Annotated in this window: 21 protein-coding genes; 14 read left to right on the plus strand and 7 right to left on the minus strand. The window is 69.4% G+C overall.

Going from position 1 to position 25,331, the window contains the following annotated elements:
- Positions 1 to 225: 225 nt before the first annotated feature.
- Positions 226 to 1,260, minus strand: a complete 1,035-nt coding sequence (locus D7Y13_RS05930) for an outer membrane protein assembly factor BamE (RefSeq protein ID WP_120534424.1) — start codon at positions 1,258 to 1,260, stop codon at positions 226 to 228.
- A gap of 99 nt (positions 1,261 to 1,359) precedes the next feature.
- Between D7Y13_RS05930 and D7Y13_RS05935 the strand changes: the two genes are divergently transcribed.
- The 4 genes from D7Y13_RS05935 (at position 1,360) to D7Y13_RS05950 (ending at position 7,179) form a co-directional block, all read left to right on the plus strand.
- A complete protein-coding gene (locus tag D7Y13_RS05935) occupies positions 1,360 to 2,586 on the plus strand; it encodes a sensor histidine kinase (RefSeq protein WP_233595453.1) in 1,227 nt (408 codons plus the stop codon).
- Entirely contained in the window at positions 2,583 to 3,938 is a 1,356-nt protein-coding gene (locus tag D7Y13_RS05940; protein ID WP_120583178.1) for a sigma-54-dependent transcriptional regulator, read from the plus strand. The genes D7Y13_RS05935 and D7Y13_RS05940 overlap by 4 nt, the downstream gene beginning before the upstream one ends.
- A gap of 151 nt (positions 3,939 to 4,089) precedes the next feature.
- On the plus strand, positions 4,090 to 6,564 hold the full coding sequence (locus D7Y13_RS05945) for a BamA/TamA family outer membrane protein (RefSeq protein ID WP_120583190.1): 2,475 nt from the start codon (positions 4,090 to 4,092) through the stop codon (positions 6,562 to 6,564).
- Positions 6,565 to 6,567: 3 nt separating this feature from the next.
- Positions 6,568 to 7,179 carry a hypothetical protein gene (locus D7Y13_RS05950; protein WP_120534422.1) on the plus strand — a complete coding sequence of 204 codons (612 nt, stop codon included), beginning with the start codon at positions 6,568 to 6,570 and terminating at the stop codon, positions 7,177 to 7,179.
- 26 nt (positions 7,180 to 7,205) lie between these two features.
- Here the strand turns inward: D7Y13_RS05950 and D7Y13_RS05955 are convergent, their stop codons facing one another.
- Positions 7,206 to 8,213 carry an SDR family oxidoreductase gene (locus tag D7Y13_RS05955; RefSeq protein ID WP_120583179.1) on the minus strand — a complete coding sequence of 336 codons (1,008 nt, stop codon included), beginning with the start codon at positions 8,211 to 8,213 and terminating at the stop codon, positions 7,206 to 7,208.
- Positions 8,214 to 8,326: 113 nt separating this feature from the next.
- Entirely contained in the window at positions 8,327 to 9,337 is a 1,011-nt protein-coding gene (locus tag D7Y13_RS05960) for a Rossmann-fold NAD(P)-binding domain-containing protein (RefSeq protein WP_120583180.1), read from the minus strand.
- A gap of 138 nt (positions 9,338 to 9,475) precedes the next feature.
- Between D7Y13_RS05960 and D7Y13_RS05965 the strand changes: the two genes are divergently transcribed.
- Positions 9,476 to 10,066: a TetR/AcrR family transcriptional regulator gene (locus tag D7Y13_RS05965; RefSeq protein ID WP_120583181.1), complete on the plus strand. Its 591-nt coding sequence runs from the start codon at positions 9,476 to 9,478 to the stop codon at positions 10,064 to 10,066.
- Positions 10,067 to 10,120: 54 nt separating this feature from the next.
- On the opposite strand, the gene D7Y13_RS05970 is transcribed toward D7Y13_RS05965, so the two are convergent.
- Positions 10,121 to 13,039: a CBM96 family carbohydrate-binding protein gene (locus tag D7Y13_RS05970; RefSeq protein ID WP_233595455.1), complete on the minus strand. Its 2,919-nt coding sequence runs from the start codon at positions 13,037 to 13,039 to the stop codon at positions 10,121 to 10,123.
- Between the two features lie 352 nt (positions 13,040 to 13,391).
- Between D7Y13_RS05970 and D7Y13_RS05975 the strand changes: the two genes are divergently transcribed.
- Complete coding sequence (locus tag D7Y13_RS05975; RefSeq protein ID WP_158620337.1) at positions 13,392 to 14,720, plus strand: peptidoglycan-binding protein; 1,329 nt, start codon at positions 13,392 to 13,394, stop codon at positions 14,718 to 14,720.
- A gap of 54 nt (positions 14,721 to 14,774) precedes the next feature.
- Here the strand turns inward: D7Y13_RS05975 and D7Y13_RS05980 are convergent, their stop codons facing one another.
- Positions 14,775 to 15,860, minus strand: a complete 1,086-nt coding sequence (locus D7Y13_RS05980; protein WP_120536968.1) for an aldo/keto reductase — start codon at positions 15,858 to 15,860, stop codon at positions 14,775 to 14,777.
- An 89-nt stretch (positions 15,861 to 15,949) separates the two neighbouring features.
- Between D7Y13_RS05980 and D7Y13_RS05985 the strand changes: the two genes are divergently transcribed.
- Together D7Y13_RS05985 and D7Y13_RS05990 are read left to right on the plus strand one after the other, a co-directional pair.
- Positions 15,950 to 16,357 carry a MarR family winged helix-turn-helix transcriptional regulator gene (locus D7Y13_RS05985; protein ID WP_199732734.1) on the plus strand — a complete coding sequence of 136 codons (408 nt, stop codon included), beginning with the start codon at positions 15,950 to 15,952 and terminating at the stop codon, positions 16,355 to 16,357.
- A 216-nt stretch (positions 16,358 to 16,573) separates the two neighbouring features.
- Positions 16,574 to 18,070: a hypothetical protein gene (locus D7Y13_RS05990; RefSeq protein ID WP_120583183.1), complete on the plus strand. Its 1,497-nt coding sequence runs from the start codon at positions 16,574 to 16,576 to the stop codon at positions 18,068 to 18,070.
- Positions 18,071 to 18,138: 68 nt separating this feature from the next.
- Here D7Y13_RS05990 and D7Y13_RS45120 read toward each other — a convergent pair whose 3' ends face one another.
- A complete protein-coding gene (locus D7Y13_RS45120; protein WP_147452424.1) occupies positions 18,139 to 18,330 on the minus strand; it encodes a hypothetical protein in 192 nt (63 codons plus the stop codon).
- Between the two features lie 929 nt (positions 18,331 to 19,259).
- On the opposite strand from D7Y13_RS45120, the gene D7Y13_RS45650 reads away from it, so the two are divergent.
- The 4 genes from D7Y13_RS45650 (at position 19,260) to D7Y13_RS06010 (ending at position 22,994) form a co-directional block, all read left to right on the plus strand.
- Positions 19,260 to 20,033 (plus strand): glycoside hydrolase family 25 protein, encoded by a 774-nt coding sequence (locus tag D7Y13_RS45650; RefSeq protein WP_158620338.1) that lies wholly within the window; start codon positions 19,260 to 19,262, stop codon positions 20,031 to 20,033.
- A gap of 185 nt (positions 20,034 to 20,218) precedes the next feature.
- The gene (locus tag D7Y13_RS06000; protein WP_120583185.1) at positions 20,219 to 20,866 is read left to right on the plus strand and encodes an SEL1-like repeat protein; all 648 of its coding nucleotides are present in this window, start codon (positions 20,219 to 20,221) and stop codon (positions 20,864 to 20,866) included.
- 73 nt (positions 20,867 to 20,939) lie between these two features.
- The gene (locus D7Y13_RS06005; RefSeq protein WP_120583186.1) at positions 20,940 to 21,743 is read left to right on the plus strand and encodes a hypothetical protein; all 804 of its coding nucleotides are present in this window, start codon (positions 20,940 to 20,942) and stop codon (positions 21,741 to 21,743) included.
- 12 nt (positions 21,744 to 21,755) lie between these two features.
- Entirely contained in the window at positions 21,756 to 22,994 is a 1,239-nt protein-coding gene (locus D7Y13_RS06010) for a PKD domain-containing protein (protein ID WP_233595457.1), read from the plus strand.
- A 35-nt stretch (positions 22,995 to 23,029) separates the two neighbouring features.
- On the opposite strand, the gene D7Y13_RS06015 is transcribed toward D7Y13_RS06010, so the two are convergent.
- Complete coding sequence (locus D7Y13_RS06015) at positions 23,030 to 23,773, minus strand: SDR family oxidoreductase (protein WP_120537705.1); 744 nt, start codon at positions 23,771 to 23,773, stop codon at positions 23,030 to 23,032.
- A gap of 185 nt (positions 23,774 to 23,958) precedes the next feature.
- Between D7Y13_RS06015 and D7Y13_RS06020 the strand changes: the two genes are divergently transcribed.
- The gene (locus D7Y13_RS06020; protein ID WP_120583187.1) at positions 23,959 to 24,864 is read left to right on the plus strand and encodes an AraC family transcriptional regulator; all 906 of its coding nucleotides are present in this window, start codon (positions 23,959 to 23,961) and stop codon (positions 24,862 to 24,864) included.
- Positions 24,865 to 25,046: 182 nt separating this feature from the next.
- Positions 25,047 to 25,331: FIST N-terminal domain-containing protein (locus D7Y13_RS06025; RefSeq protein ID WP_279637071.1), on the plus strand; the 285-nt coding region annotated here is incomplete at its 3' end.

A 25,331-nucleotide genomic window follows, 5' to 3' on the forward strand; every position in this document is an offset into this window, starting at 1 on the left:
TCAGAAGGTTCGGTCCTCCCTCGCGGAATGGCAGCCTGCGGGCGGGGAGTCACGGATGGCCGCCTGCCCTCCGGACGGTTGGAAGCCCGGGTGGACGCGCGACCTACAGCGTGTCGTCGAGGTGAGCAGCCCTTCCCCCTGGCTTCAAGCGGACGTGCCGGCAATCCCATGCCTCTCACGCGCCCCTTTATCCGAGGCGCGTGAAATCATCACGCAGGCCCTGCGCTATTCGACGGAAGCGACCTTGTCGTTCTTGTCGAACTTCACCTTCACCTTGGTCATCTTGCCCTTCCAGTAGGTCCAGGTGCTGGAGGCGAAGGACGGCGTCTCATGGGGAGGCGGGGGACCCCACGCCATGCGCACGGCCTCGCGCGACATGCCGGGCTCCACTTCCGAGGCCTCGACCTTCTTGCGGTCCTCTGGCGACAGCGCCGCGAGCTTCGCGGCCTGGTCCTCGGCGGCGAACGCGGCCTGGAACAACTTCCACGTGTCCGCGCCCGAACGGGAGTCGTTCTCGAAGGAGAACTCCATGCCCGAGTCCACGGCCTTGAACTTCACCTGGGAGGAGCCCTTGTCCAGCACCTCGACCTGGGTGTTGAACGGGAGGATGGGGCCCTTGAGGTAGTTCACCCAGGACACCGTCCCTTCCTCGAAGTGGAGGTTCGCGGTCGCGTAATAGAGGACCTTCTGCACCGGGGCGGGCGCGGGCGCGGCCACGGGGGGCTCATCGCCGAACGACACGACCTTGCCGTCGGCGTCGAACGCGACCTCGAAGGTGGCGAACTTGGAGCTCCAGTAGGTCCAGCGGTTGCCCTGGAGCGACGGGGTGCGGTGCGGCGGCGGCGGCCCGATGGTCAGCAGCACCGCTTCCCGGGACATGCCCCTGGCCAGCTCTCCCGACTTCACCTGCTTCTGGTCTTCCGGCGAGAGCGCGGCGATGCGCGTCGCGGGATCCGTGGGGGCGAAGAACCCGGTGAACAGCACCGCGAGCGGCTTGCCCAGGCTCCGGTGGGTCACGACCCGGAACTCGGCCTGGGAGGGGTCGAGCACCTTGCAGGTGATCTCATCGTCGTCGCGGTCCAGCACCTCGATCTTCGTGCCGACGGGAAGCAGCGTGCCCTTGCCGCGGTAGTTCACCAGGGAGAGCTGACGCTTGTTGAGCAGGAAGTTGGCCTGCGCGAACAGCGTCTCGGCCTGGGCGCTCAGCGCCGTCAGCAGGCCCAGCGCGAGCAGGCCGCGAAGAACGTTCTTTCGATACATGTGAAACCCCCTCATGTTTGGAATCGCGGCGCGTATGTAGTTGTCTCGCGAGGACGGTCGCAAGAACTTTGCGGGTGCCTGCGGTATGAACAGCGGATCATGCGCCGCGCTCCGTCCATGGGTCCTCCGCCGCCTCCGCCCCGCTTCCGGCGGCGCTTGTTGGCGGTGATGCTGCTCACGGGCCTCATTCCGCTGGTGCTGCTGGGCGCGCTGGCGCAGGGCGTGCTGGAGCGCGTGCTCTCCGTGTCCATCGCCCCGGTGGAGGGTGTGCTCGATGGCGTGTCCGCGGACCTGGAGCGGCGCGGACTGCCGCAGGGCACGCTCGACGATGCGCGGTTGAACCTCGCGCAGGCGGAGCTGGCGCGGCGGGCGCTGGTGCGCCGCGTGCCCGTCTTCATCGCCGGGTTGGGGTTGGTGTCCGGTCTCGTGCTGGCCGTGGCCGCGGCGCTGCTCGGCCGCGTCCTCACGCGCCCCGTGGGCACCCTCATCGACGGGATGCGGGCCTACTCCCGGGGCGACCTGGCCGTCCGCTTGTCCGTGCCGGAGCCTCCGCGCGACGAGCTCCAGGACCTGCTGGGGCAGTTCAACCGCATGGGCCAGGAGCTGCTGGGCCAGCGCGAGCGCCTCAAGGCCGCCGAGCAGATCGCGGCCTGGCAGGACGTGGCCCGCGCGCTCGCCCACGAGCTGAAGAACCCCCTCACCGCAATGAAGCTCTCGCTCGCGCGTCTGTCCCGCCAGGATGACAGCACCTCGCCGGACCCGACGCGCCTCGCCGAAGCGGTGGCACTCCTCCAGGAGGAGGTGGACCTGCTCATGCGCATGACGCAGAGCTTCTCCACCTTCGCGCGCCTGCCGGCCCCGCGCTTCCAGGACGTGGGGCTGCGCGCCCTGCTGGCCGAGGTCTGCGCCCTGTACGCGGGCACCTCGCCGGTGCCCGTGGAGCTGGAGCCCGGGCCGGAGGTCCAACTGCGCGCGGATCCGGACGGGCTGCGCCGCCTCTTCGGCAACCTGGTGAAGAACGCCGCCGAGGCCTCCGGGCCGGACACGCCGCCCGTGCGGGTGGCCCTGCGCGCGCAGGCGGACGGCGCCGTGCACGTCACCGTGAACGACGGTGGCCGTGGCGTCCCGGGTGTGCTGGAGGGCGCAGTCCTCACCCGGGGGCTGTTCAGCACCAAGCCCGGCGGCAGTGGACTGGGGTTGCCCATCGCCCAGAAGATCGTCCACGAGCATGGCGGCACCTTGCGACTGGAGCCGGGCGCGAGCGGCGGGACGCTGGCGCACGTGGCGCTGCCCCCGGTGCCGCCCAGTTCCCAGGTGACTTCATGAAGCCAGGCCCCCGCATCCTCGTCGTCGATGATGATCCCGGCGTCATCCGGGCCCTGCGAGGGCTGCTGGGCGACGAGGGCTTCACCACCGTGGAGGCCCGCTCCACGGCGGAGGCCGCGCGCCTGCTCGAAGCGCCGGAGGCCCCTCCCGCGCTGATGCTGTTGGACCTGCGCATGCCGGGCGAGACGGGACTGGAGCTGCTTGCGCGCCTGCCCAAACCGCTGGCCGTGCCGGTGGTGGTCCTCTCCGGAGAGGCCTCCCCCGCGGAGGCGGTGCAGGCGCTGAAGCTGGGGGCCACGGACTTCGTGGAGAAGCCCCCGTCCGCCGAGCGACTCGTCACGGCGCTGCGCAACGCGCTGGCGCTGGGGTCGCTGCGGGAGGAGCGGGAGCGGCTGCTGGACGCGCTGGCCCGCCCGGGGCACCTGGTGGGGGACAGCCCGGCCATGGAGGCGCTGCGCCAGCTCATCGCCCGAGTGGGCCCGAGCGACACGGCGGTGCTGATCACCGGCGAGACGGGCACCGGCAAGGAGCGCGTGGCGCAGGCGCTGCACAAGGCCTCCGGGCGCAAGGGCCGGCTGGTCGCGGTCAACTGCGCGGCCATCCCCGCGACGCTGCTGGAGAGCGAGCTGTTCGGGCACGAGCGCGGTGCCTTCTCCGGCGCGGTGGCGCGGCGCACGGGCCGGGTGGAGCAGGCGCAGGGCGGCACGCTGCTGCTGGATGAGCTGGGTGACATGCCGCTGGAGCTCCAGGCGAAGCTGCTGCGCGTCCTGGAGACCCGTCAGGTGGAGCGCCTGGGCGGCACGCTGCCGGTGCCGGTGGACGTGCGCATCCTCGCGGCCACGCATCAGGATCTCACCCGCGCGGTGAAGGAGGGGCGCTTCCGGCAGGACCTCTTCTTCCGTCTCAACGTGTTGCCGCTGCACGTCCCGCCGCTGCGCGAGCGCCCCGAGGACCTGTTGCCCCTGGCCCGCGTCTTCGCCGCGGAGTTCGCCGGTCCCCGTGCGACGCTCGTGCTGGCCCCTGGCGCGGAGGCCGCGCTGCGCGCCTATCCCTGGCCGGGCAACGTGCGCGAGCTGCGCAACGTCATCGAGCGGCTGAACCTGCTGCGGGGCGATGGTCCGTTGGAGCTTCGCGCGGACGCGGTGACGGCTCCGGCGGGCACCCCGGCCGCGCCCCGTGCGACGCTGGGCGACAAGAGCTACCGCGAGCACGTGGAGGACTTCGAAAGAGAGCTCATCCGCGCCGCGCTCCGGGAAGGGGAGAGCATCGCGGGGGCCGCGCGCCTCCTCCAGGTGGACCGGGGGAACCTCTACCGGCGCATCAAGGCGCTGGGCCTGCCTGTCTCGCCATGACACGCCCCATGGACCCGGGCGATGTCACGGGCACATCCCCGCCGTGACATCCGGATGTGTCCATGACATCGATGCGCTCGGCGGATCCTCGTCCTTCCAGGCACTTGCCGGGGCCCTCCACCTGGAACGGCGCATGCTCCTGCTCCCCCGCATGAATCGCATCGTGCTCTGCCTCTGCTTCGTCTCGCTCGCAGTCTTCGCGCAACCCGCGAGGGATGCGGGCACGCTCCCACCTGATGCCGGCGCGCTCACGGCGCCCTCCGGCACGAGGGCACACTCCCAGGCTGAAACGCCTGGGGATGATGGTTCTCGGGATGATGACGGTCCGGACGATGACGGTCCGGACAATGGGGCTCCGCGCGTTGGTGCCTCAAACGATGGCTCTCCGGACGGAGATGCTTCGGACAGGAAGGCCTCTTCGCGGCGTGAGGTGTGCCCCGGCGGCTTCGACGACGACGAGGACTCCGACACCGCCTCGGTCCTCGCGCCGCTGCGGCTGGACGTCGACGGCAAGGGACTGGCGCCGACGGCCCTCGAACTCGTGGGGCTCCGGCACCTGACGGACGCGCAGGTGCGCTCGCTCGTGGGCGCCCCCGCCGCCGGGCCCACGCCCCCGATGTCACCCGACGACGTGCAGACCCTGCTGCGCCGGTTGGCGCGAACGGGCCTCTTCGCCCACGTGGAGCCCCGCCTGCGCGTCAGCGAGCAGGGGCCCGCGCTGCTGGAGGTCACGCTGGAGGAGCACCCCACCGTCACGTCGGTGGATGTCCAGGGGCTCCAGGACCTTCCTCCCGACGAGTGGCTGGAAGCCCTGTTCCCGCAGCCCCCCGGCTCCTACGAGGACGGAGACGAAGACGACGACGAGCACGAACACGGGGAGGTCGTCGCCACGGTGCGCATCCACGGCCGCACCGCGACGCTGTCCGTCATCAACCCGTGCCCGCCGCTCCACCCGCCCCGCGAGTTGTTCGCGCGCCTGGAGCGCGGGAAGTTCCGCCCCGGCATCGTCCTGGGCGGGCTGGACGCCGCGCTGGAGCGCGCGCTGAAGGACCTGCGGGACGATGACGGCTATCTGCTGGCCACGCTGTCCGCCACGCTGTCCCACGAAGGCGCGTTGGTGGTGACGGTGGACGAGGGCCGGCTGGAGGCCGTGGACGTGCCGGGCGTGGAGCCGGAGATGGCGGCGCGGGTGCGCGAGGCGCTGGGCCTGGCACCGGGCGATGTCTTCCTGCGCAGCGACGCCCGCCGCGCCGTGGAGCGCCTGGAGTCGCAGCTGCCATTCCTCCGGACGGTGGACGGTGAAGGGCTGGGCGAGGAACGCCGGAGCGTGCGGATCATCGAGGAGCGCGAGGCCCAGGGCACGCGGCGCTACCGCACCCAGGAGCAGGAGCGCCCGTCCCGCCACCGCGAGCCGAAGGAGCCCGGATCCGTTTGGCGGAGCCTGTTCTCGCGGCACGAACGGGAGGAGGGCATCACGCTGGAGGGACGGCGGCTGGTGGTGCACGTGCGTCCGCGCCGGCCGGACCTGTCCATGGAGTTGCTGCCCGTGCACACGCAGGTGACGGGGTTCGCGCCGGGGCTCGCGGCGGACCTGCGCTTCTGGGATCCGAAGGACCGGGTGCACGCGACGTTGGATGCGGCCTTCTTCGTCCCGCTGCGGCTGGGAGGCCAGCGCTTGCCGGACGACCCGGAGGGGACGCGACGTCAGCGCCGCGTCAGCCTGCTGGGCGGCGCGAAGCTGCACGTGCCCGCGTTGGGGCTCGCGGAGGTGGGAGCGCAGGTCCACGACTTCACCGACACGTTGGACCGCTGGCGGCTGGGGGACATCGACTCCTACGTCTACTCGTTCCTCATCAACCGGCCCGACCGGGACTACTTCCGCCGCAAGGGCTTCGCGGCGTTCGCCACCTGGCGCTGGGCGCGCTCGTGGCTCGCGGGCGCGGAGTTCCACGGCGACACCTACGAATCGCTCCAGGCCTTCACTCCGCCGCTCAGCCTCTTCCGCCGGGACTCGCCGGCCTTCCCCAACGCGCCGGTGAGCGAGGGGCGCTTCCACTCCGTCGTGCTGCGCGCGGAGTACGACAGCAAGGCGAAGCCAGGGTCGCCAGTGGGCTCGCTCTTCCGGACGCCGGAGACGTCACTCTTCCGGCGCGAAGGGGACCGGACGCGGGAGCCCGCGCTGCGCGGACTCGTCACCCTGGAGGTGGGGCAGCAGGTGGGCGTGGACACGCGCTTCTGGAAGCTGGTGGGTGACGCGGTGCTGGACCTGCCCGTCAACTGGCACTCGGGGCTGAGCGTGCGCCTGCGCGTCGCGGGAGGCGAGGACCTGCCACTGCAGAAGCAGGAGGCGCTGGGCGGCTGGAGCACGCTGCGCGGCTTCGGCTTCAAGGACTTCCGTGGGGGCGACGCCTCGGTGCTCGGCAGCGCGGAGTACCGCTGGCAGGCCTTCGGCATCTTCGCGGACCTGGGCTCGGTGCACGCCGCCTCCGACTGGACGGATCCACGGCTCGGCCTGGGCGCCAGCTTCCACTTCAGCGACGCGGTGCGCGTGGAAGCGGCCTGGCGCACGGATGAGAAGGCCCGGGCCACGCCCGAGGCGCGCCTGCTCTTCGTCCGGACCTTCTGAGGCATGGCACGGCACGGCACAGGCGGACGGTGGCGGCTCCAGGCGGCGCTCACGGCGTCGGTGGGGCTGCTGGCGTCCACGGCCCGGGCGGACGAGGCCCGAGCCACCTGCGCCGCGACGCTCACCGGGCGGCGCGTGGTGGTGCGCTCGGAGGCGCGCGCCTTCGTGTCGCCGGAGCTGGACCGGTTGGTGCGGCTGGGCATGGCGGGGAAGCTGGAGGTGCAGCTGACCCTCATGCGCCGCCGCTCCCTCTGGTTCGACGCGCGCATGGACAGCACACAGGTCACCCAGGTGCTGGCCTTCACGCGCACGGGCTACCTGCTGGACGGAAGGCCCCTGGCGGAAGGGGTGGCCACGCTGGAGCTGGAGCGCGTGGCCTGGATGCTGGATGCCCCTCCGGAGCCAGGAGAGCGCTTCATCGTGCAGGTGGAGGTGCGGTTGCACGTGGTGACGGCCGCGAGCCTCGGGCGCGTGGCGACGTGGCTCACCCAGGGCGCTTCAGCGGGGACGGAGCCCGACGACCGCTCCGCGCTCACCGCGACCCTGCTGCGCTCCGTCGCGGAGGACCTGGCGCGTGGGGCCTCCGGGCGCTGTGACGTGCTCCGCTCGCCCTGATCAACTGCGCAAACCTGTCGGCGCCATCAAGGCCGAATCCGGGTGCCGAACTCCTTCAGGCGTTGGACGACAGAGGCGGGATCGAGCAGTCCCTCGGGGTGGTAGAGCCCGGGCGCCACGGGCGGGCCACCCGCGAGCCCGAGCAGGCGCTCCACCGCGAGCGCCACGCCCCGGGCGCTCAGGCCCGAGTGCACGTCCGCGTCGACAAGCTCGTGGCGCACGCGCCCCGTCGTCCCATCCTCCCGCTCGCCGGTGATTTCGATGATGACCTCATGCGATACGCCCTGTCCGCTGGGGCGGCTCGCCGCTTCCCGCACCGCGAAGTCGAGCCTGACCGTCCTCGCCTCCGTCGCGGCGGCGAGGCTCACCACGTCGAGCAGCGGATAGGCCCGTCCCCGCCACTGCGTCCCGTCCACACCGACGAAGTCGCGGTTCACGTCCTCCCCCCGCGCCCAGACGAACCTGCCGTCCTTGAGCAGCAGGGGACTCGGCATGTCGTTCGTGACGCGCTCCATGTCGCCGCTCGCGGCGGGCCCGCCCACGTCCTCCTCGTCGAAGACCGCGCCAATCTCAATGGCATCCACGCGCCGGAACGCCCGGGCGAAATGAAGCGTGGCCAGCGTCACCGTGCCGCCAAGGAAGTGACCCAGCAGGAGCACGGGCGAGCGGGTGGGGTGCTGGATGTGCAGCGCCACCTCCGGCCCGATGTCGAACACGAAATCGGAGAAGGAGACGAAGGGCAGTCCCTTCGCCTGGGCGTACTTCATGGCGTGGAGGGTGTCGTCCTTCAGCAGCACGACCACCGCGCTGAAGGCCGCGGACTCGGGCAGGCCCAGGTCGCGCCGCTCCAGGTCGATGCGCACCGCCTCCGCGCCGCCCAGCTCCCGGGCGAGTGCCTGGGCCCTGCCAACGTCTCGCACTCCCAGGGTGATGGGCAGCCCGGGTTGAAGCTTGCGAAGTGTCTTCGCGGCCCGGCTTCCAACGACGCCGGAGCCTCCGATGAGGAGGACAGGATGCTGCGTGTTCGAGGACATGACGGATGCGCTCCTCCGGTCCGCCGGACCGGGGCTGTGTCTACGGTGGGTAGGTTACGAACGGTAGGAATCCAGGTCGGCGGCAATGACAGACAGCGCGCCGGCAGGCAGGGCTACGAGCGGCGGATCCGGGTGCCGAACGCTTCCAGGCGCTGGACGAAGGAGGCCGGATCGAGGAGGACGTGGGGCAGGTAGAGCCCGGGCGCCACGGGCGGGCCGCCCGCGAGCCCGAGCAACCGCTCGACGGCGATGGAGACCCCGAGCGCGGTCACCGGTGCCTGGCCTTCGGGATGGACGAGCTCGTGGCGCACGCGCCCCCGCGTCCCATCCTGCTTCAGCCCGGACAGCTCGATGATGATCTCCGTCGAGAAGGGCCCGCCGCGCCGGCGCGTCGCCGATTCACCCACCACCATGTCGAACCGGATGGACCGGGCCTCGGTCGCGGCCGCGAGGCCCAGCACGTCGAAGGGCGAGTACACCTGTCCCTGCAACTGCGTCCCATCCACCGCGGTGAAGGTGCGCGTCGCGTCCGCTCCCCGGACCCAGCGCCACCTGCCGTCCTGGAGCAGCAGGGAGCTCGTCGCGACGTTCGTGAGGCGCTCGAAGTCGACGTAGGCCGCCGGGCCGCCCACGTCCTGCTCGTCGAGGACCACCGCGAACTCGATGGATTCGAGCGTCTTGAATTCCCGGGCGAAGTGGAGGGCGGGCAGCATGGCCGCTCCGGCCAGCCAGGTGCTGTCCATGAAGATGGGCGCGCTCGCGGGCTGGTGGATGTAGTGCGCCACCTCGGGCCCCATCTCGAATACGCCAGAGGAGATGCTGACGTACGGAATTCCCTTCGCCTGGGCGTACTTCATGGAGTGGAGGGTGTCGTCCTTCAGGAACACGACGACGGCGCTGTAGCCCCTCCCGTCGGGCTGGCCCAGGTCCCGCCGCTCCAGATCGACCCGCACCGCGTCCGCGCCGCCGACCTCCTTCGCGACAGCGTCGGCCCGGGCCAGGTCTCGCCCCCCAATCGTCAGGGGCAGATTCGGATGGAGGCGGCGAAGCGTCTTCGCGGTCTGGGAGCCGACGAGGCCGGAGCCTCCAATGATGAGGACAGGGTGCTGTGGACTGGCGGACATGACGGATGAGCTCCTCTGCCTGGCGGGGCAGGGTGGGTGCGGCCTCAGGCTTCGCTACGATTAGTAAGTTACCAATGGTAGGTTCGCCACGTTTTCTTGGAGGAGGCCCCCCGGGGGGATTACGAAACGGCACCCGCCATGAGTGAGACCCCCACCCGGAAGTTGCCGAAGGCGCAGCGACGCGAGCAGCTGCTCGACATCGCGCAGACCATCGTCCGGGAGGAGGGGACCGACGCGTTGACGCTCGGCTACGTGGCCGAGCGGGCTGGCGTCAGCAAGCCCATCGCCTACGAGCACTTCAAGACGCGGTCGGGGTTGTTGATTGCCCTCTACGAGCAGATCGACGCCCAGCAGGTCCAGGCGCTCCTGGAGGCGCTCAAGCGCACGCGGAAGCGGCTGGAAGACGTCGCCCGGGTGATGAGCGCCGCCTACATGCACTGCTACACGTCGGCCGGCCCGGAGTGGCATGCCATCACCGCGGCGATGAAAGGCGACGAGGAGATGGAGGCCTTCCATCGCGAGCTGCTCGACAGCTACGTGGCCATCTACCGTGAGACGCTCGCGCCCTACTCGAACCTGGAGAGGGACGCGCTGCACCTGCGCTGCGTTGGCATCATCGGCGCGGCGGAGGCCATCTCCCGCGACATGCTCCGGGGCCTCGTCGACGAAGCCACGGCCGCGGAGACCCTGGCCTCGCTCATCGTCAGTTGGCTCTCAAGAAAGGCATAGGTACTGGCGCCCCGGGGCCCCCGCTCACATGCGGGAACCCCGAGGCCCGGGTGCCTACTTCCGCAGCTTGAACAGCAACACGTCGGAGCGCCGGGCCTGCGGCGTGTACCAGATGCCGTCCAGCTCGAGCGCCTGCGTCAGGGTGCCCGCCACCACCAGGCCCTCCGGCGAGGATGCGAGGCTGAAGCCATACATGAACATGGGCCCCAGCACCCGGACCCACTTGGGCTCCAGGGCGGGACCGAAGGCCGCCAGGGTCGGCTGGGGCACCGTGTCCGGCAGCCCCCCGACGTCGCCCAGCCCGACGAGGCTGCCCGCGCCGTCCTGGACCGTCACGATGTTCCCGGCCCCGTCCACCACCATGTCCGCGAACCCGTCGTGCGCGAACTGACGCAGGGCCGCGTCCCCGCCCGCCGCGGTGAGCACGCCCACGAGCGCATCCCGGGGACCGTCATACTCGTCCGGCTCGCGGCTGACGTAGCTCTGTCCGGCGAACGACAGGTATCCGTTGTAGTTCCCGGTGAAGGCGATGCGCTGATCAGGCAGCACGGCCACGGAACTCACGTCGCTGCGCGGAGCGCTCAACACCCGCGCCCAGCCGAAATCACCGCCCACGCCATACCGGGCGACGAAGCCTCCGCGCGCGGCGACCACACCGCCACCGAAGTCGGTGTTGCCTCCCGCCTCGCCGCCCACGATGACGTTCTCACCGGCATCCACGGCGACGCTGCTCGCCTGGGTGCCCGTCAGGGACGTCGTGGCCAGCACGCGCGACCAGAGGTGCGCGCCGTCCCACTGGAGCTTCAGCACGTAGGAGTTCGGGTACGTGTCGTCGTAGGGGAACGGCTTGCCCGAGTACACCGGCCCGGTGCCGAAGTCCGTGTAGCCCCAGAACGTGCCGACGAGCACCGCGCTGCCGTGCGCATCCGTGGCCAGATCGAGCACATCCATGGGGTTGTCAAAGTGGTCCTCCGTGGTGTCGAACCAGGCCCGGAAGCCGCGCGTCCAGTCCACCGTGCCCGTGGGCGTGAGCTTCATCACCACGATGCCGGAGCCCTGGGGCAGCGGGCCCTTGCCCAGGTCCGGCGCCCCCGTGTAGCTGCCGGCCACCAGCACGTTGCCCACCGCGGTCACCACCACCTTCTCCAGGACCACTCCCGCCTGCAGGAAGGAGCGCGTCCACGCGACGCTCCCATCCGCCCGGTGCAGGGAGACGCTGTGGCCCGACGTGACGTGCTGGGGACCCGTGCCGGAAAACCGCGTGACGACCGCGAACCCGCCATCCGGCGCGGGCGCGACGTGGCGGGAGGACTCGGCCTCCGCGCCTCCGGCCTGCCGCACCCAGGCCGTGGTCCCCGAGGGCTTCGTGCCCCGGTACGAGCAGAACGGAGCGCTCTCATACGTGACGACCAGCCGGGGCGCGCCACCGAGGATGCCGTGCTCCTCCCCGTCCGTGGACGTGAAGCCCACGCTGTTGGTGCTGTCCGGCAGCAGCGCGAACGCGTACGTCCCGGACGCCGTCACCACGTTCGTCACGTCCAGCTCCACCCACGCATCCCGCGCGACGGCCCCCAGGTCCACCAGCGGCTCGCCCTGTGGCGTCGGGCGGTGGTTCCAGTCCGTCGTCGCCCCGTCGAACGTCGTCGCCCGGTACAGCCGGGGCCCGTTGCCCGTGCCGTCCACGGCGTACAGGCGCAGCGCCACCCGCTGGATGCGCTCCGGCCGCAGCTGCACGTCGAAGCGCAGGAAGGCCTCCTCGCGGGGATCGGCGTCCACCCGCAGCGCGGCGCGGTGCTGGAACTTCGTGTCCGGCTCGGCCGCCGCGGCATAGGTGTCGTGCAGCGCTGAGAGCGGATCCTCCATGTACTCCGTGCGGGTCAGGCACGCGTCCGTCGGAGCGGACTTCGACGCGCCCGTCCAGACCATCAGCCGGGGACGCAGCGCGGCGTCCGCGCTCTCCCGCGAGTGGAACGTGATGCCGTCGCTCGACGTGGGATACAGCCCGAACGACACGTCCCCATTGCCACGCACCAGGTCCGTCACGTCGTAGTCCACCCAGCTCCCCGTCGCGAGCCCCTGCGCGTCCTCCACCGCGCTGCCCGTGCGGGAGGGCCGCGAGCTCCACGTGACGCTCGACTCGTTCCAGGGCAGCCCCGTCAGCGCGTACACGGAAGGACCGTCATCCGAGCCCGAGCTCACATACAGGCGCAGCACCGCGCGCTGCACGGCCTCCGTCAGCCCCTGCACCGGGAAGCGCAGGTAGGCCTCCTGCACGGGCGCGCCGTCCACCTTGAACGTCGTGGCGCTGCCCTGGGTCGCGTTCGGAGTGTCCGCGGAGACGAAAGCATCGGCGCTCGCGGCGAAGGAGACCTGGGCGCCGGAGAGCGTGAGCGGCGCGGGAGGAGGCGGCGGGTTGTCCGAGCCGGACTCGACGGTGAGGACCAGCTGGGGCCGCAAGCCCACCTCGCTGTACTCACTGGACGCGAACGTGAGGCTGTCCGTGCCCTTCGCCGAAAGGAGGAAGTCGACGTTGTAGTAGCGGCTGGGGATGTACATGCCCGACACGTCGAGCTCCACCCACGTCCCGCTGCTCACGGCCCCCGACGTCGAGGTGAGCCAGGAGCTGCTCCAGTCCGGCCGGGTGTTCCACGTCACGTCCTCGTTCCAGGTGTGCACGCCCGTCGAGTCATGTACGGCGACGCCCTCGGCGGCGTTGTTCATCGCGAACAGGCGCAGCCGCGCGGACGTCACCGTCCCGGGAGCGGGGAGCTCCGCCCCGGAGAACCGGAGGTACATCTGCGCCTCGGGGGTTCGCGAGACCTTCAAGGTGGAGGAAGAACCGAACCGCGTGGTCGGGGACGCGGCCTCCACATGCGCGTCCGCCGTGGGCGTCAGGACGACCGTCCGCGTCGTCAGTTCCGCGCGCTCCGTCCCGACGGTCTCCGCCCCTGTCTCGGGTGAATTCTCTTCCACCGTCAGTGGCGCTCCGCACCCACCCAGGGTTGCGAGCACCACACCCATTCCCCACAACGCCACTGCTCCTGTCATCCGTCTCACGCTGACTCTCCTTCAAGGACCGCGAAGGAAGGCCTGAGCAACAGGCGCGCCAGACCGGAGGGCAGGGTCCGCCCCGGGTTGCAGGGCGAGCAACACGGCGGCCCCACAGGCCCCGCGATTAAGCGCAATTAAATGCATTTAATTCGCGCGCGGGCAGGGGAGTCATTCATTGTGCCGGCGCTAAATAATGCAGCCGTCGCTGGAAACTCTCGTGGTGGATATCGGATGATGTTGTGCGGGCCCTGGGGGGCTCATGAGGGGGAGATTCATGTCTCGGATTGGAAGCAACCCGTTCACGTTTTTCACGCCGCCGTCGACCGCGGGGGGCACGCGCAGCGCGCCCACGCAGTATCCGCCGGGCACGAAGATCGGGCCGCAGCCCCGCCCCAATGTCGTGCGCGATACCTTCGAGAGCGTGGTGAACGGCGACGCGATGCGGCGGTTGCAGGGGCTGGCGAAGCTGATGGACGTGGCCGCGAAGGGGCCCTTCGCGGCGCGTGAGCCGCATGGGGGGCCTCCGCCGCTGACCCAGGCGGAGGGCGTTGGCGACCTGACTTTTGGCAAGAAGGACACGGAGGAGGGGGGCCCCGTCACGCGCCTGCAGAAGTTCCTGGAAGGGACGGGCCACCTGGTGATGGGGAATGCGCCCTATGGCAACTTCGGGGGGATGACGCAGGCCGCGCTCAACGCCTACCAGGTGGATGAGGGCATCAGCCCCGCCGACGGCAAGATGAGCCCGGCCACGCTGGAGGCCATGCAGCGACCGCAGCATCCGAGGACGGATGCCACGATGGGCGTCCTGGCGGAGGCGTACGCGCCACAGCTCGGACGGCCCATGGGACCGCTGGAGCCAGGGCGGGATGGCGCGAGGGTGCAGGAGTTCGAGCGTGGCAGCCTCACCCGCATGCCGGATGGCGAGGTGCGAGTGAAGGATTTGTCCGGCAAGGACCTCGTGCCGCCCACGCCTCCGAGCACCGTCACGACGTTGGAGGAGGCGAAGGCCTTCCACGTTGCCCAGTGGGGGGAGAAGGGCGCCACGGACTACAACGATGGCAGCGAGTACTACGGTGGCAACGACTGCGGACCGGCCTCGGTGGTCATCGCCGCGACGGCGGTGGGGGCGATGGAGCACCCGGACGCGGCCGGGGCGGGCGAGGCCATCGACGGCGTGCGTGACAGCATCTTCGGCGCGTCCAACGAGTCGGTCACGATGAAGATCGACAAGGTCACCAAGGGCGTGACGGAGGCGGGTGCCGTGGCCACGGTCTACGGCAGCGCGGACGTGACGGCGGAGTCACTGGATGGCGCGCTGACCCGCGGCCATCCCGTCATCCTGGGAGGCAATCCCTTCGGAGACGATGAACTCCACCAGGCCTGGGGCCCCGCGGCCGCCGCCGCTGGCAACTACCTGGAGGATCGGAACTTCGGCGGGCACTGGGTCACCGTGACGGGCAAGACGGCGGAGGGCAACTACATCGTCAATGATCCGCTCTGCCCCCGTGGGCCCATCGAGGTAACGCCGGAGCAGATGGCCGAGTACCTCAATGGCAACCTTGGGATGATCGAGGTGAGTCCCAAGCCCGTGCCGGTGCCCTGACGCGGCGCGAAGCGCCAGGGCCGAGCAGCCCTGGCGTCTCGCGGGAAAGTGGGCTCAGTAGGGCTTGCCGCCCTTCTCCATCACGAAGCCGGAAGGGGGCGCTGAAACCCCATTCACCGTCGTCCCTCCGTTGTGGATGCTGGGGAACACGGGCTGCATGCTCTGCGGGAACCCGAACGTGGGCTTCGTCAGCGCTTCGAGCCGACCGAGGTCCTCCGCCGTCAGCTTCACGTCGGTCGCCTTCACGTTGTCCTCGAGCTGCGCGAGCCGCCGCGCGCCGATGATCGTGGAGCCCACGCCCGGCTGCGCCATCACCCAGGCCAGCGCCACGCGGGCCGCGGTGCTCTGGTGCGCACGGGCAATGGCCTCGAGCGCATCGACGAGGGCGTAGGTCTTCTCGTTCAGGAACGGCTCGACGAAGAGCCCTCGGTCGGCCTTGAGCTGTCCCGCGTTCGCGCGCGTGTACTTGCCGCTGAGCACACCGCTCTTGAGCGGCGACCAGGGCGTGATCCCCAGGCCGTGCTCCAGGGCCATCGGCACGAGCTCCTGCTCGACGGAGCGTTCAAGCAGCGAGTACTCAATCTGCAAGCCAATGAACGCCGACCAGCCCCGGAAGCGAGCGAGCATGTTGGCCTCGACGATCTTCCACGCTGGCGTGTCGGAGACGCCGAGGTACCGGACCTTGCCTGCCCGGACCAGGTCCTCGAGCGCGGCCATCGTCTCTTCAATGGGCGTGTGCTTGTCCCAGTTGTGCAGCCAGTAGAGGTCGATGTAGTCCGTCTGCAGGCGGCGGAGCGAGTTCTCGCATGCCGAGATGATGGACTTGCGGCCGGAGCCGCCCCCGTTCGGGTCCCCCGGGTAGAGGTTCCCGCTGAACTTCGTCGCGATCACCAGCCGCTCGCGCCGGGCGGCGTGGCGTCCTACGTGGTCACCGATGATCTTCTCGGAATGGCTCTTCGTGTAGAAGTTCGCGGTGTCGATGAAATTGCCACCCAGGTCGATGAACCGGTCGATGATCCGCTCCGACTCCTCGACGCTCGTACCCCACCCGAGGTCTTCACCGAACGTCATCGCGCCGAGGCACAGCGGGCTCACGCGGAGGCCGGAGCGGCCGAGCGTCACATAGTGGTCGAGAGGCATGGGAGACTCCTGGGACGTGTTAGCGTTGAAGGCCGCTTGGTTCAGCCCTGAACCAATTTAATTTTGTACCAATTACCGCGCAAGGGAACATGTCGAAGATCGACCCGGCGAAGATCTGGTCGCTGAACTACCGCCTGCTGATGTCGGTGATCTCCAGCGTCGGCTCCGACGTCGCGGCGCTGGGGCTGGAGACGAAGGAGTTGTTCGTGCTCTCGGAGGTGGAGGAGCACCCCTATCCCGCGGAGCTGGCGGCGACGCTGAGCATGCCCAAGCCGACGGTGACGGTGTACGTGAAGCGGCTTGAGGCAGCGGGCTTCGTGCGTCGCGAAATCGACGCCACGGACCTGCGGCGGCACCGGCTTCAGCTCACGCCCGCCGGGCGCAAGGTGATGACGCGCGGCCTCGCGCTGCTGTCGGAGGCGTTCGGCGCGCGGCTCGGACGCCTGAGCGCGGCGCAGCAGGCGGAGCTCCGGACCCTGCTTGAGAAGCTGAGCTGACGGCGCCCCACCGGAGCGGCTGAAGCGGGCGGGAGCCAGGGGTGAGCGCGCCAGGGCCCGATGCCCTACGCTGGGCGTGCCAGCCCATCAGGCAAGCTTCCCTCTCATCTTCCTGGGGATCGCAACCTTTCGGGCGTTTGCGCGATAATTCTGGGAAATCGAGAGGCATGGACCGCCTCTCCAAATACGCCTGTCTCCAGGCGTGGGGGCCCCAGCATGTCGACCATCCAGCGTGGCATTCCGAATCGCGTCGAGACCCGCACCCCGGAGCGCGCTGACGCCCAGCCGGTCACGAAGCCGGCCGTGAGGGATAACGCGGTGCGTGCCGAGCTGGCGCGGGACGTCTTCCAGGCGACGCCGGGGACCCGGAGCGCGGTGAGCCTGGGGGCGGAGACGACGGTCGCGCGGGCCACCAGCACGACGGCGGTGGCCCCCACGGCGCTGACGGAGGCCGAGCAGAAGTCCGCCGAGCAGGCCATCGCGAATGCGTCCGACGGCCGGGACGCGAGCTACGTCTCCGACTGGCTGAAGAACAACCCGGATCCCGCCAAGCAGGCGGCGTTCATGGACCTGATGTTCAAGTTCGAAGGCGTCGCCGGCGCCATCCTGGACAACGTCCAGCGGCTGCCCGAAGCGGACCGCGCGCGCCTGTCTGGCGCGCTCGACAATGCCTACCGCTCTGGCGCGGTGACCCCCGGAGAGCTGCAGAAGGCCGTCGCGGCGGCCCACAGCGGGGCGCTGCCGGGAGCGACGCACGAGGGCCTGGCGGGCATCGTCGCGGGCACGGGCAACGCGGACCTCATCGAGACGTATGCCAAGAAGGAGATGGAGATCATCCGCGCGGACGGCGGGTATGATCAGCAGCGCAGCGCGGCCGTCGCCACGGCCCTCGCGGGCCTGCCGCCGGACCGGCTCCAGTCCTTCCTGGCCAATAACAAGGAGGGCATGGCGGACGTCCTCAAGAACATCAACGTGGACGTGGACGCGTCCTACTCGCCCGCGCTGGGCAAGCTGCTGGACGCGGCCGGCCGCATCAACCCGCCCACGGCGGAGTCGCTGAAGCTGTTCTCGGACTCCATCGGCAAGCTGGGGGAGAACCGCGAGTCGCGCGCCGCCGCCGCCCGCTTCTTCACCCAGCACGGTGACGCGGTCCTGGCCTCGATGCAGGACAAGTCCGGCTCCCTGAACCTGGACGGCCAGAAGAAGATGTCCGAGTTCTTCACCCGTACGCTCTTCTCGCCGCCGGAGTTCGAGGGCCAGGACGCGTTCCGCCAGGACGTCATGTCCCGGCTGCAGTCGATGAGCACCGACCTGGAGCAGCACGCCACCGAGAACCCGCCGTCGCAGGACTCCAAGCGCGCCGCCCGGCTCATGGGCGGCCTGGTGGGAGCGCTGGAAGGTGGCTTCCAGATCGCCGTGGAGGAGCTGAACAAGCGCAACGACGCGGTGAAGGGCATGGTGGACCTGCTCTTCTCCGCCAAGTCGTTCCTGCCCGACCTGCCCATCCCCGGCGCGGGCAAGCTCAAGGACCTGACCATCGATCAGCTCCAGAAGTGGGTGACGTCCAACCTGCAGGAGAAGGCCCAGAAGCCCGAGGACGCCATCCCGTTCCACGGCGCCTTCGGCGAGCAGATCTCCAACCCGGACCTGCGCACGGACTACGACGCCGCCCGGGACACCGCGTTCGTCAATCGCCAGCGCGGCCTGACCTGACGGCCCGGCGGGGGCTGGCGGACCTTGCCAGCCCCGCTTCCCGGTCCGTCATGGGCCTCGCCGCCCTGTCAGAACGGGGGACACTGGGAGACGCAGTACGCCCGGTTGGTGTCACAGGTGGACCTGGGGGTACCGCCCGGGCCATGGATGCACCCGTACCACTTCGCATCACAGGCATCGATGCATTCAACGCGCGTCACGCCCTGCTCGACCTGCCCCTGCTCCTCCGGGGTGAGCGTCCCATCGGACAGTGTGTTCAACGTTGAGAGTCGGCGCGGTTCCTCGCGGTGCGCGATTGGCTGCTGGCGCGAGGAACCGCAGGTGAGTCAATAGCACAGATAATTGTCGCTCCAGGCGTTGGGATCACCCGGCTCATTGACCTGGATGCAGCGCTTGCCCTGGATCGGTCCGAGGTAGGACCCCTGGAAATCCAGGTGGCTGGCTTCGGGCACGCAGAGATAGTTCACGAGCCCATGATTGATGTCCGAGCACAGGTGGTTGTCCCCCCAACTGTGGGGATCCGATGGCTCGTTCAGGCTCGTGCAGTACTGCTTCCCGGCGATTGGAAGGCAAACGACAGGGGTTGATTTGATTTCATGTCTCTCTCTTGCGACGCTGGGGGTTTGAAGCTGGGCGGGCTGCGGTGATTGTCTGTGTCGACAGGTGCTCGTAGTACACCCCGCATGCCAGGCAGGTATGCAGGCGTGCTCACCCAGGGACGAGGGCACTTCCTCCGAGGGAGTCGGCCTGGATGGGAGCAGCCCAGTTCCGTGGACACCCGAGATGCGATGGAAGGAGCACGGGATGTCCGCGAACAAGGCGAATCAGAAGAAGCCCAGGACGCCGCACCGTGAGTTCTCGGCAAGTTCTCGCCGAGAAATCCTTCCCGGCAACCCCCGTCGGCAACTTCTTGCCAGGAAGACCTGGAGCCCGTGGGAGGGCCCGCTCACGCCACGATGACCGTGACGCTCACCGGAACCCTTGCACGAGGAGGAGGCATGCCTTCTGCAGAGCCTTGTCTCGTCATCGACACTGGACGCATGAAGCATCCATGCCTTCTTCGACATGCGAGAGACACATGCTGAAAAATCAGAAGAGGGGGCTTGAAGTCGGTCATCTCCTTGCTGCGGTTCGGCGCCTCGGCGAGCGGGGTGCGGCTGGGCGACGTCGGCTTTGCGTGCGGATCTGGATGAGCACCCTGGGCCTCGTGGCCTGCAACTTCCAGAGGGTTCCCCCTCCCAAGCCCCTCGAAGTGCCGGCTCCCACAGCGGAGGCGAAGGCTCCCGAGGCTTTCGCCGCGGCGCCGGTCGCGGAGGCCGTGAAGGGCCAGAAGTCGAAGGTCTGGCTGCAGGGCATCGACATCTCCCGCTATCAGTTGACCGTGAACTGGGACGACCTCAAGTCCAAGGCCGACTTTGTCTTCGTGAAGGCAACGGAGTCCACGAACCTGAGGGACTCGCGCTTCACGACGCACTGGAGCGGGGCCCGGAAGGCGGGGCTTCCTCGCGGGGCCTACCACTTCTTCCATCCCAAGGAGGACGTGGACAAGCAGGTGGCGAACTTCACGAAGCGCCTGAAGCCCGACCCCGGTGAGCTTCCCCCGGTGCTGGATGTGGAGGCGTTCAAGAACGAGTACGACGGCTTCACGTGCGTGCAACTCGCGGGGATGCTCCAGCGCTTCTCCGAGGGCGTGGAGAAGGAGCTCGGATGCAAGCCGATGATCTACACGAACCACGTGACGTGGAGCACCAACTTCTGTGACCACCCCTACTTCGTGGACTCTCCGCTCTGGCTCGCCGCGTACACGAACCAGACCGAGCCCAGGCTCCCCAAGGGGTGGAAGCGCTGGCACTTCTGGCAATACACGGAGAGCGGCAAGGTGGCCGGCATCGACGGGCAGGTTGACCAGAACTACTTCAATGGCACCTCAGAAGAGCTGAAGGCCCTCTTCGTCACGAAGTAATCCTATCTTTGTCGTGAGGGCGGGACCGCACAGTGCAATTGCGTCGCGCACAACCCTCATCTCCAAGACGCTGGATTCGGCACATGCCGAGGCGGGTCGAGGCGCCGCATGGGCTTGGTGCCGAGAGGGTGCTCGCCTACGCTCGGCGGATGGGGTTGTTCGGACTGAAGCGGGTGGGGTGAGTCATGTTGCGAGTCGTGTCCCTCGCATTGCTGCTGCTGGGTGGCGCGGCCTGCCAGCGCGCATTGACGCCAGAGGAGGATCGCGCGCGGGCGCTCGACATCGTGCGGGCCCGCGCGAGCGTCGCCGAGCGTGAGGGTTGCCCCGCGGAGGTCGTCCCCGAGCGCCAGGCGAAGTCCGGGGACTTCAGCACCTACTGCGACAAGCGGCTCTCCTGGTGCGCGCATCAGTGCTTCGAGTCGGATGTCACGGCCTGCTACGGCCTCGCCATCGTCCTCCAGGAGGACAAGAGAACCGCTGAATGGGCGGAGCCGCTCTTCTACCGCTCCTGCGCCCTGGGCCTGATGTCGGGCTGTACGAACCGGGCCGCGGGGCTTCAGGTCCTGCCACAACCCGACGACACGGTGTTGGCGTGTACCGCGCGCACCTACGAGAAGACGTGCTCACGTGGGGACCCGTGGGGATGCTCCATGCACGGCCTCGATCTCGTCCAGGGCAAGAGCCTGGCGCGGGACCTGAAGAAGGCGCGCAACGTGCTGGGGCGCTCCTGCAAATTCGGGCCGGAGGACCCCGCGTGTCAGGCCGCGCGGAAACTGCTGTCCCAACTCGATGCGTACGAGAAGCAACAGGGGCAGCAGCCGGACCCGAAGTGAGCGAACCGACAGCTGGACAGGGCTCCGGATGCGGTAGCCTCCGGCCTCCCCCGACGTCCGCTGGAGCACTTCCATGGGCCATGGTCCGCGCACCGTCTTCCTGTCGTTGAGCCTGTTCTTCGCGCTGTGGGCCCCAGCCGCCCGCGCGGATGGCCTCTCCGTCATCCCCTACGCTGACAACTGCTGGGGCACCGGCACGGACGCGGATCGGGACGGCCTCAACGATGACTGCGAATACCAGCTCGCGAAGTGGTTCATGCCCCTGTTCTGGTTCGACAGTGGCGAGAGCGGCATGGGCCGCCGGCCCTACTACGCCGTCAAGAGCGAGGCCTTCGCCACGCGCACCGTGCGCATCTTCTATCTGGACACCTTCTTCGACGACACCGGAGTCACCACCGGGCACGACGGCGACCCTGAGTTCCAGATTTTCGAGGTGCACTTCTCCGGAGGGCGCTGGTACCTCGACTGGGCCTACCTGTCCGCCCACCGCAAGAGTTCGTGCGACTCCTCCGCGTGGTACGCGGCCGACCAGCTCGAATATGACTTGAGCGATTCACGCAATGGCTATCGCGGATGGCCGGTCCTCTACATGGCCGAGGACAAACACGCCTCCTACAACACCCTGGCCGTGTGCGACCGGGGCTGCTTCCTCCAGGACTACTGCAGCCGCACCACCGCCCAGTACCTGGACCCCACCGCGAACAAGCTCGCCGCGCGCAACGTGGGCTCCACCGCCGTGCCCCTCATCAACGCCGTCCTCCTCAACGGGAAGACAGAGCGGCTGCTCGACGACGTGGCGTTCACCGGCTGGGATGATCAGTGGTACCGCCCCAACTCCGAAGGCTACCGGCGCCACCTCAACGACTTCGGCTTCTGAGCTCGCGCGCCCATGCACACCGGACGTGGTGGACACACCCGCGCCCTCCTGTTCGCAGGAGGGCTCCTGGTCATCGCCATGGCCTGGGTGCTGGCCCGGCATGACCCGACTCCCCCCACGCCCGCCCCGCCGCGCATCATCGTGACGGAGCCCGCGCGGCAGGGGGAGGCCGCCGCGCGCCCCGGTCTTCCCGCACAGCCATTGTCCGCCGCCACGGAGGTCCCGCCCGCCGCGACCGGTGAGGCCCTCTCCGCCGCCCTGAACGAGGAGCGCGTGGTGCTGGCATCGAGCGCCGTCATCGAGGGACTCGACGCGGACCGCCCGTGGGTCTGCGCGGGCGAGCTGCTGACGCTGTCCGCGCGAGTGGGAGGCACTCCCGAGCCAGGCGTTGTCCCGCGCTGGGTGTGGCCGGGGCTGGAGACCGGGGCGGAGCTGCATCCCGGCGCACGCCTCGCGTGGCGTGCCCCCGCGACCGCGGGCCGGTACTTCGTCCGCTTCCAGCTCTGCAAGGACCTGGGAGGCCGCCGCGTCGGTGTGCTTGCCGAGCAGATCGCTGGCATCGACGTGCGCGCCTGTGGCACGGGGGAGGGGCAGGCGCACCTGCTTCGCATCGAAGTCACCCAGCGCGGCCCCACCACCTTCGACCTCCGCGCGGTGTCTCCTGCTCCCATCGCCGCGTACACCTGGGACTTCGGTGACGGAAGCTCCACCGTGACGACGGTGCCTGAAGCCACGCATGTCTTCGCGCCTCCCGCGCCGGGGGGGCAGGACGTCCGGGTCCATGCCGTGCGGCTGACCACCGAAGGAGGGCAGGGCGCGACGGCGTTCGTGCAGGTCCGCGCGCAGCCCCCGCCTGAGGGTGCTCCTGCGGCGAGCTTGAAGTTGGAACGGGTGGCCGCGCGCTCCGCGAACGACGGCTGGAGGAGCCAGCTCCAGGTGGACGTGCCCGAAGACACCCACGTCGTCTGGGAGCGCGTGGAGCGCCTCACCGTGAGCTGGGACGACCAGGTGGGCACCCGCACCTACGCATGGCGGGAGCTCATCACCGTGAAGGAGGACCTGGGCCGAGGGGGCTTCCGGGGTGACGTCACCGTGCCCGCGGGCGACGTGCGGTCGGAGGTGAAGCAGGTCCTCGACACCCTCCACGGCCGCGATGCGATGGGTCAGGAGGTGTCGTTGTCCTGGGCGTCCTTCAAGGCGGAGCCCCCGCGCCCGTCATCGGTGTCGCCGGAGCGGCCCCTTCCGAAGTAGCCGCCTTGCGCGTCCTCGTTGAGCTTTGAGCCTGCTCACGCCGACCGAGCCAGTGCGACCGCGTCGGGGCCTGCGGGAAAACGGAGCTTCTCCGACGTGTCGTTCGCGGCGTGCCAGACCGCTTCAGCCACGTCGGACTCGCGCGTCACCGCGGCGGGCTGCCCGAAGGAGGCGAAGATGCGCTGTGCGAAAGGCGCATATGCCTCGGGGAACAGCCCTTCCATGCGGGGGCTTCCGTTGCTCGTGAAGCGGGTGCTCGGGCAGTAGCCCGGCTCGACAAGCTTCACGCGCAGGTTGAAGGCTTCGAGCTCGAACGCGAGCGACGCCGTGAATCCTTCGATGGCCACCTTGCTCGCGGTGTACACGGCCACCAGTGGCATCGGCGCCAGCGTCGCGCTGGACGTCACGTTCACAATCACTCCCGACTTGCGTGCGCGAAACCGGGGCAGCACGGCCTGCGTCATCGCCATCACACCGAAGACGTTGGTCTCGAACACGTCACGCACCGTGGCCATCGGCGTGGCCTCGAAGGCCCCCATGAGCCCGATGCCCGCGTTGTTGACGAGCACGTCGATGGGCCCGCTCGCCTCCAGCGCCGCCGCGATGCTCTCGGGCTTCGTCACGTCGAGCGGCACCACGCGCAGCCGGTCCGAACGAGGGAGGACGTCCTCGCGTGGCGTTCGCATGGTCGCGACCACGTTCCAACCCTGTGCGTGAAAGTGGCGCGCGGTCTCGAGTCCATAGCCGGAGGAGCAACCCGTGATGAGCACCGTCTTCATGACCTCCCTCCCGCGTTGAGCCTGCCGCCGACAGGCACTTCGTCCTGCGTCGCCCGGAATCCGTACGTTGCCTTCATGTCGACTCCCTTGCCGCGATTCGCGCGGCGTCGATGGTCCCAAGGTACTTGCGGCCGGCAGGACTCTCCACCACGCGGGGTCCATATTTCTTTTGCTAGAGTCCAGCCATGGCCGACCCGCTCTCGGAAGTCATCGCCTTGCTTCAGCCACGAGCCGTCTTCTCGAAAGGCATCAGCGGAGCGGGCCGCTGGGGCGTTCGCTACTCGGACTTTGGCCAGCCGAGCTTCTGTGCCGTGCTCGAGGGGCGCTGCCGACTCGCTGTCGACGGTCAGCCCGCCCTCACGCTCGTGGCGGGCGATTTCGTACTCCTGCCGGCGACGCCGGGCTTCACCCTGTCCGGCTTTGATCCGGTGACACCCGCGCGCATCGACCCCAAGGTGACGCCCTCTCCGAAGGGTGAGGTGCGTCACGGCACGCGTGGCGGCCCTCCCGACGTGCGCCTGCTCGGCGGTTACTTCGTCTTCGACTCGCCGGACGCGGCCCTGATGGTGTCGTTGCTCCCGGCCCTGGTGCACGTGCGCGGCGTGGAGCGGCTCTCGATGCTGGTGCGACTCGTCGGCGACGAGACGTGCGAGCAGCGCTCGGGCCGCGACCTCGTGCTCACGCGTCTCGTGGAGCTACTGCTCATCGAGGCGCTGCGGTCGACGTCGAGCGACGACGCGCCTCCCGGGCTCCTGCGCGGTCTGGCCGATGCGCGGCTCGCACCGGCGATACGGCAGATGCACGGTCACCTCGCGCGTCCGTGGACGGTGGCGCAGCTCGCGAAGAGCGCGGCGCTCTCGCGCTCGGCATTCTTCGATCGCTTTACGCGCACCGTGGGGCTGCCCCCGATGGAGTACCTGCTGGACTGGCGGATGGCCGTTGCGAGGGGGCTGCTTCGCCGCCGGGAGCTCGCCATCGCGGAGGTCGCCGAGCGCGTCGGGTACAGCTCGGCGAGCACCTTCAGTACGGCGTTCAGCCGACACGTGGGCCAGTCTCCGGGCCGCTATGCGCGGGCAAGCCAGGCGGCATAGCGCGCCCCGGAGCCTGCTTCACCGGCAAGACCCACCCCAGGGGCGTCGCCCCCACGGGCGGTGGCAACCGTTCGTTCCTCACAGGCCAGTCGAACAGGCGCTGCCATCCTGGTGGGCGAGGCGCGAACGAAGCCGTCGACTCCTGCGAGCGCGTTCACCCGTGCATAACGATTCTGGAGTCCATGCGGATCCACATTGGAAAGAGCAGCTCGCCGGATTGTGAAGCTGCCTCTCGGGAAGCGAGCCAACAGGCGCTGCGGGGGGCGGACGCCCCCGCCTTCGCGCTCGTCCTGTGCACGGACCAGTACGACGCGGGGCGCTTCGCGGCCGCGGTCCGGAGGGAACTGGGAGACATTCCCTGGGCCGGATGCTGCGCAGCGGGCGTCTTCGCGGGAACCGAGCTGTTGCTCCAGGGCATGGTGGTCGCGCTCTTCTGCGGGAAGGACTTCCGTGTCGGGGTGGGAATG

This window comes from Corallococcus praedator (assembly GCF_003612125.1).
Classification (GTDB): Bacteria; Myxococcota; Myxococcia; order Myxococcales; family Myxococcaceae; genus Corallococcus; species Corallococcus praedator.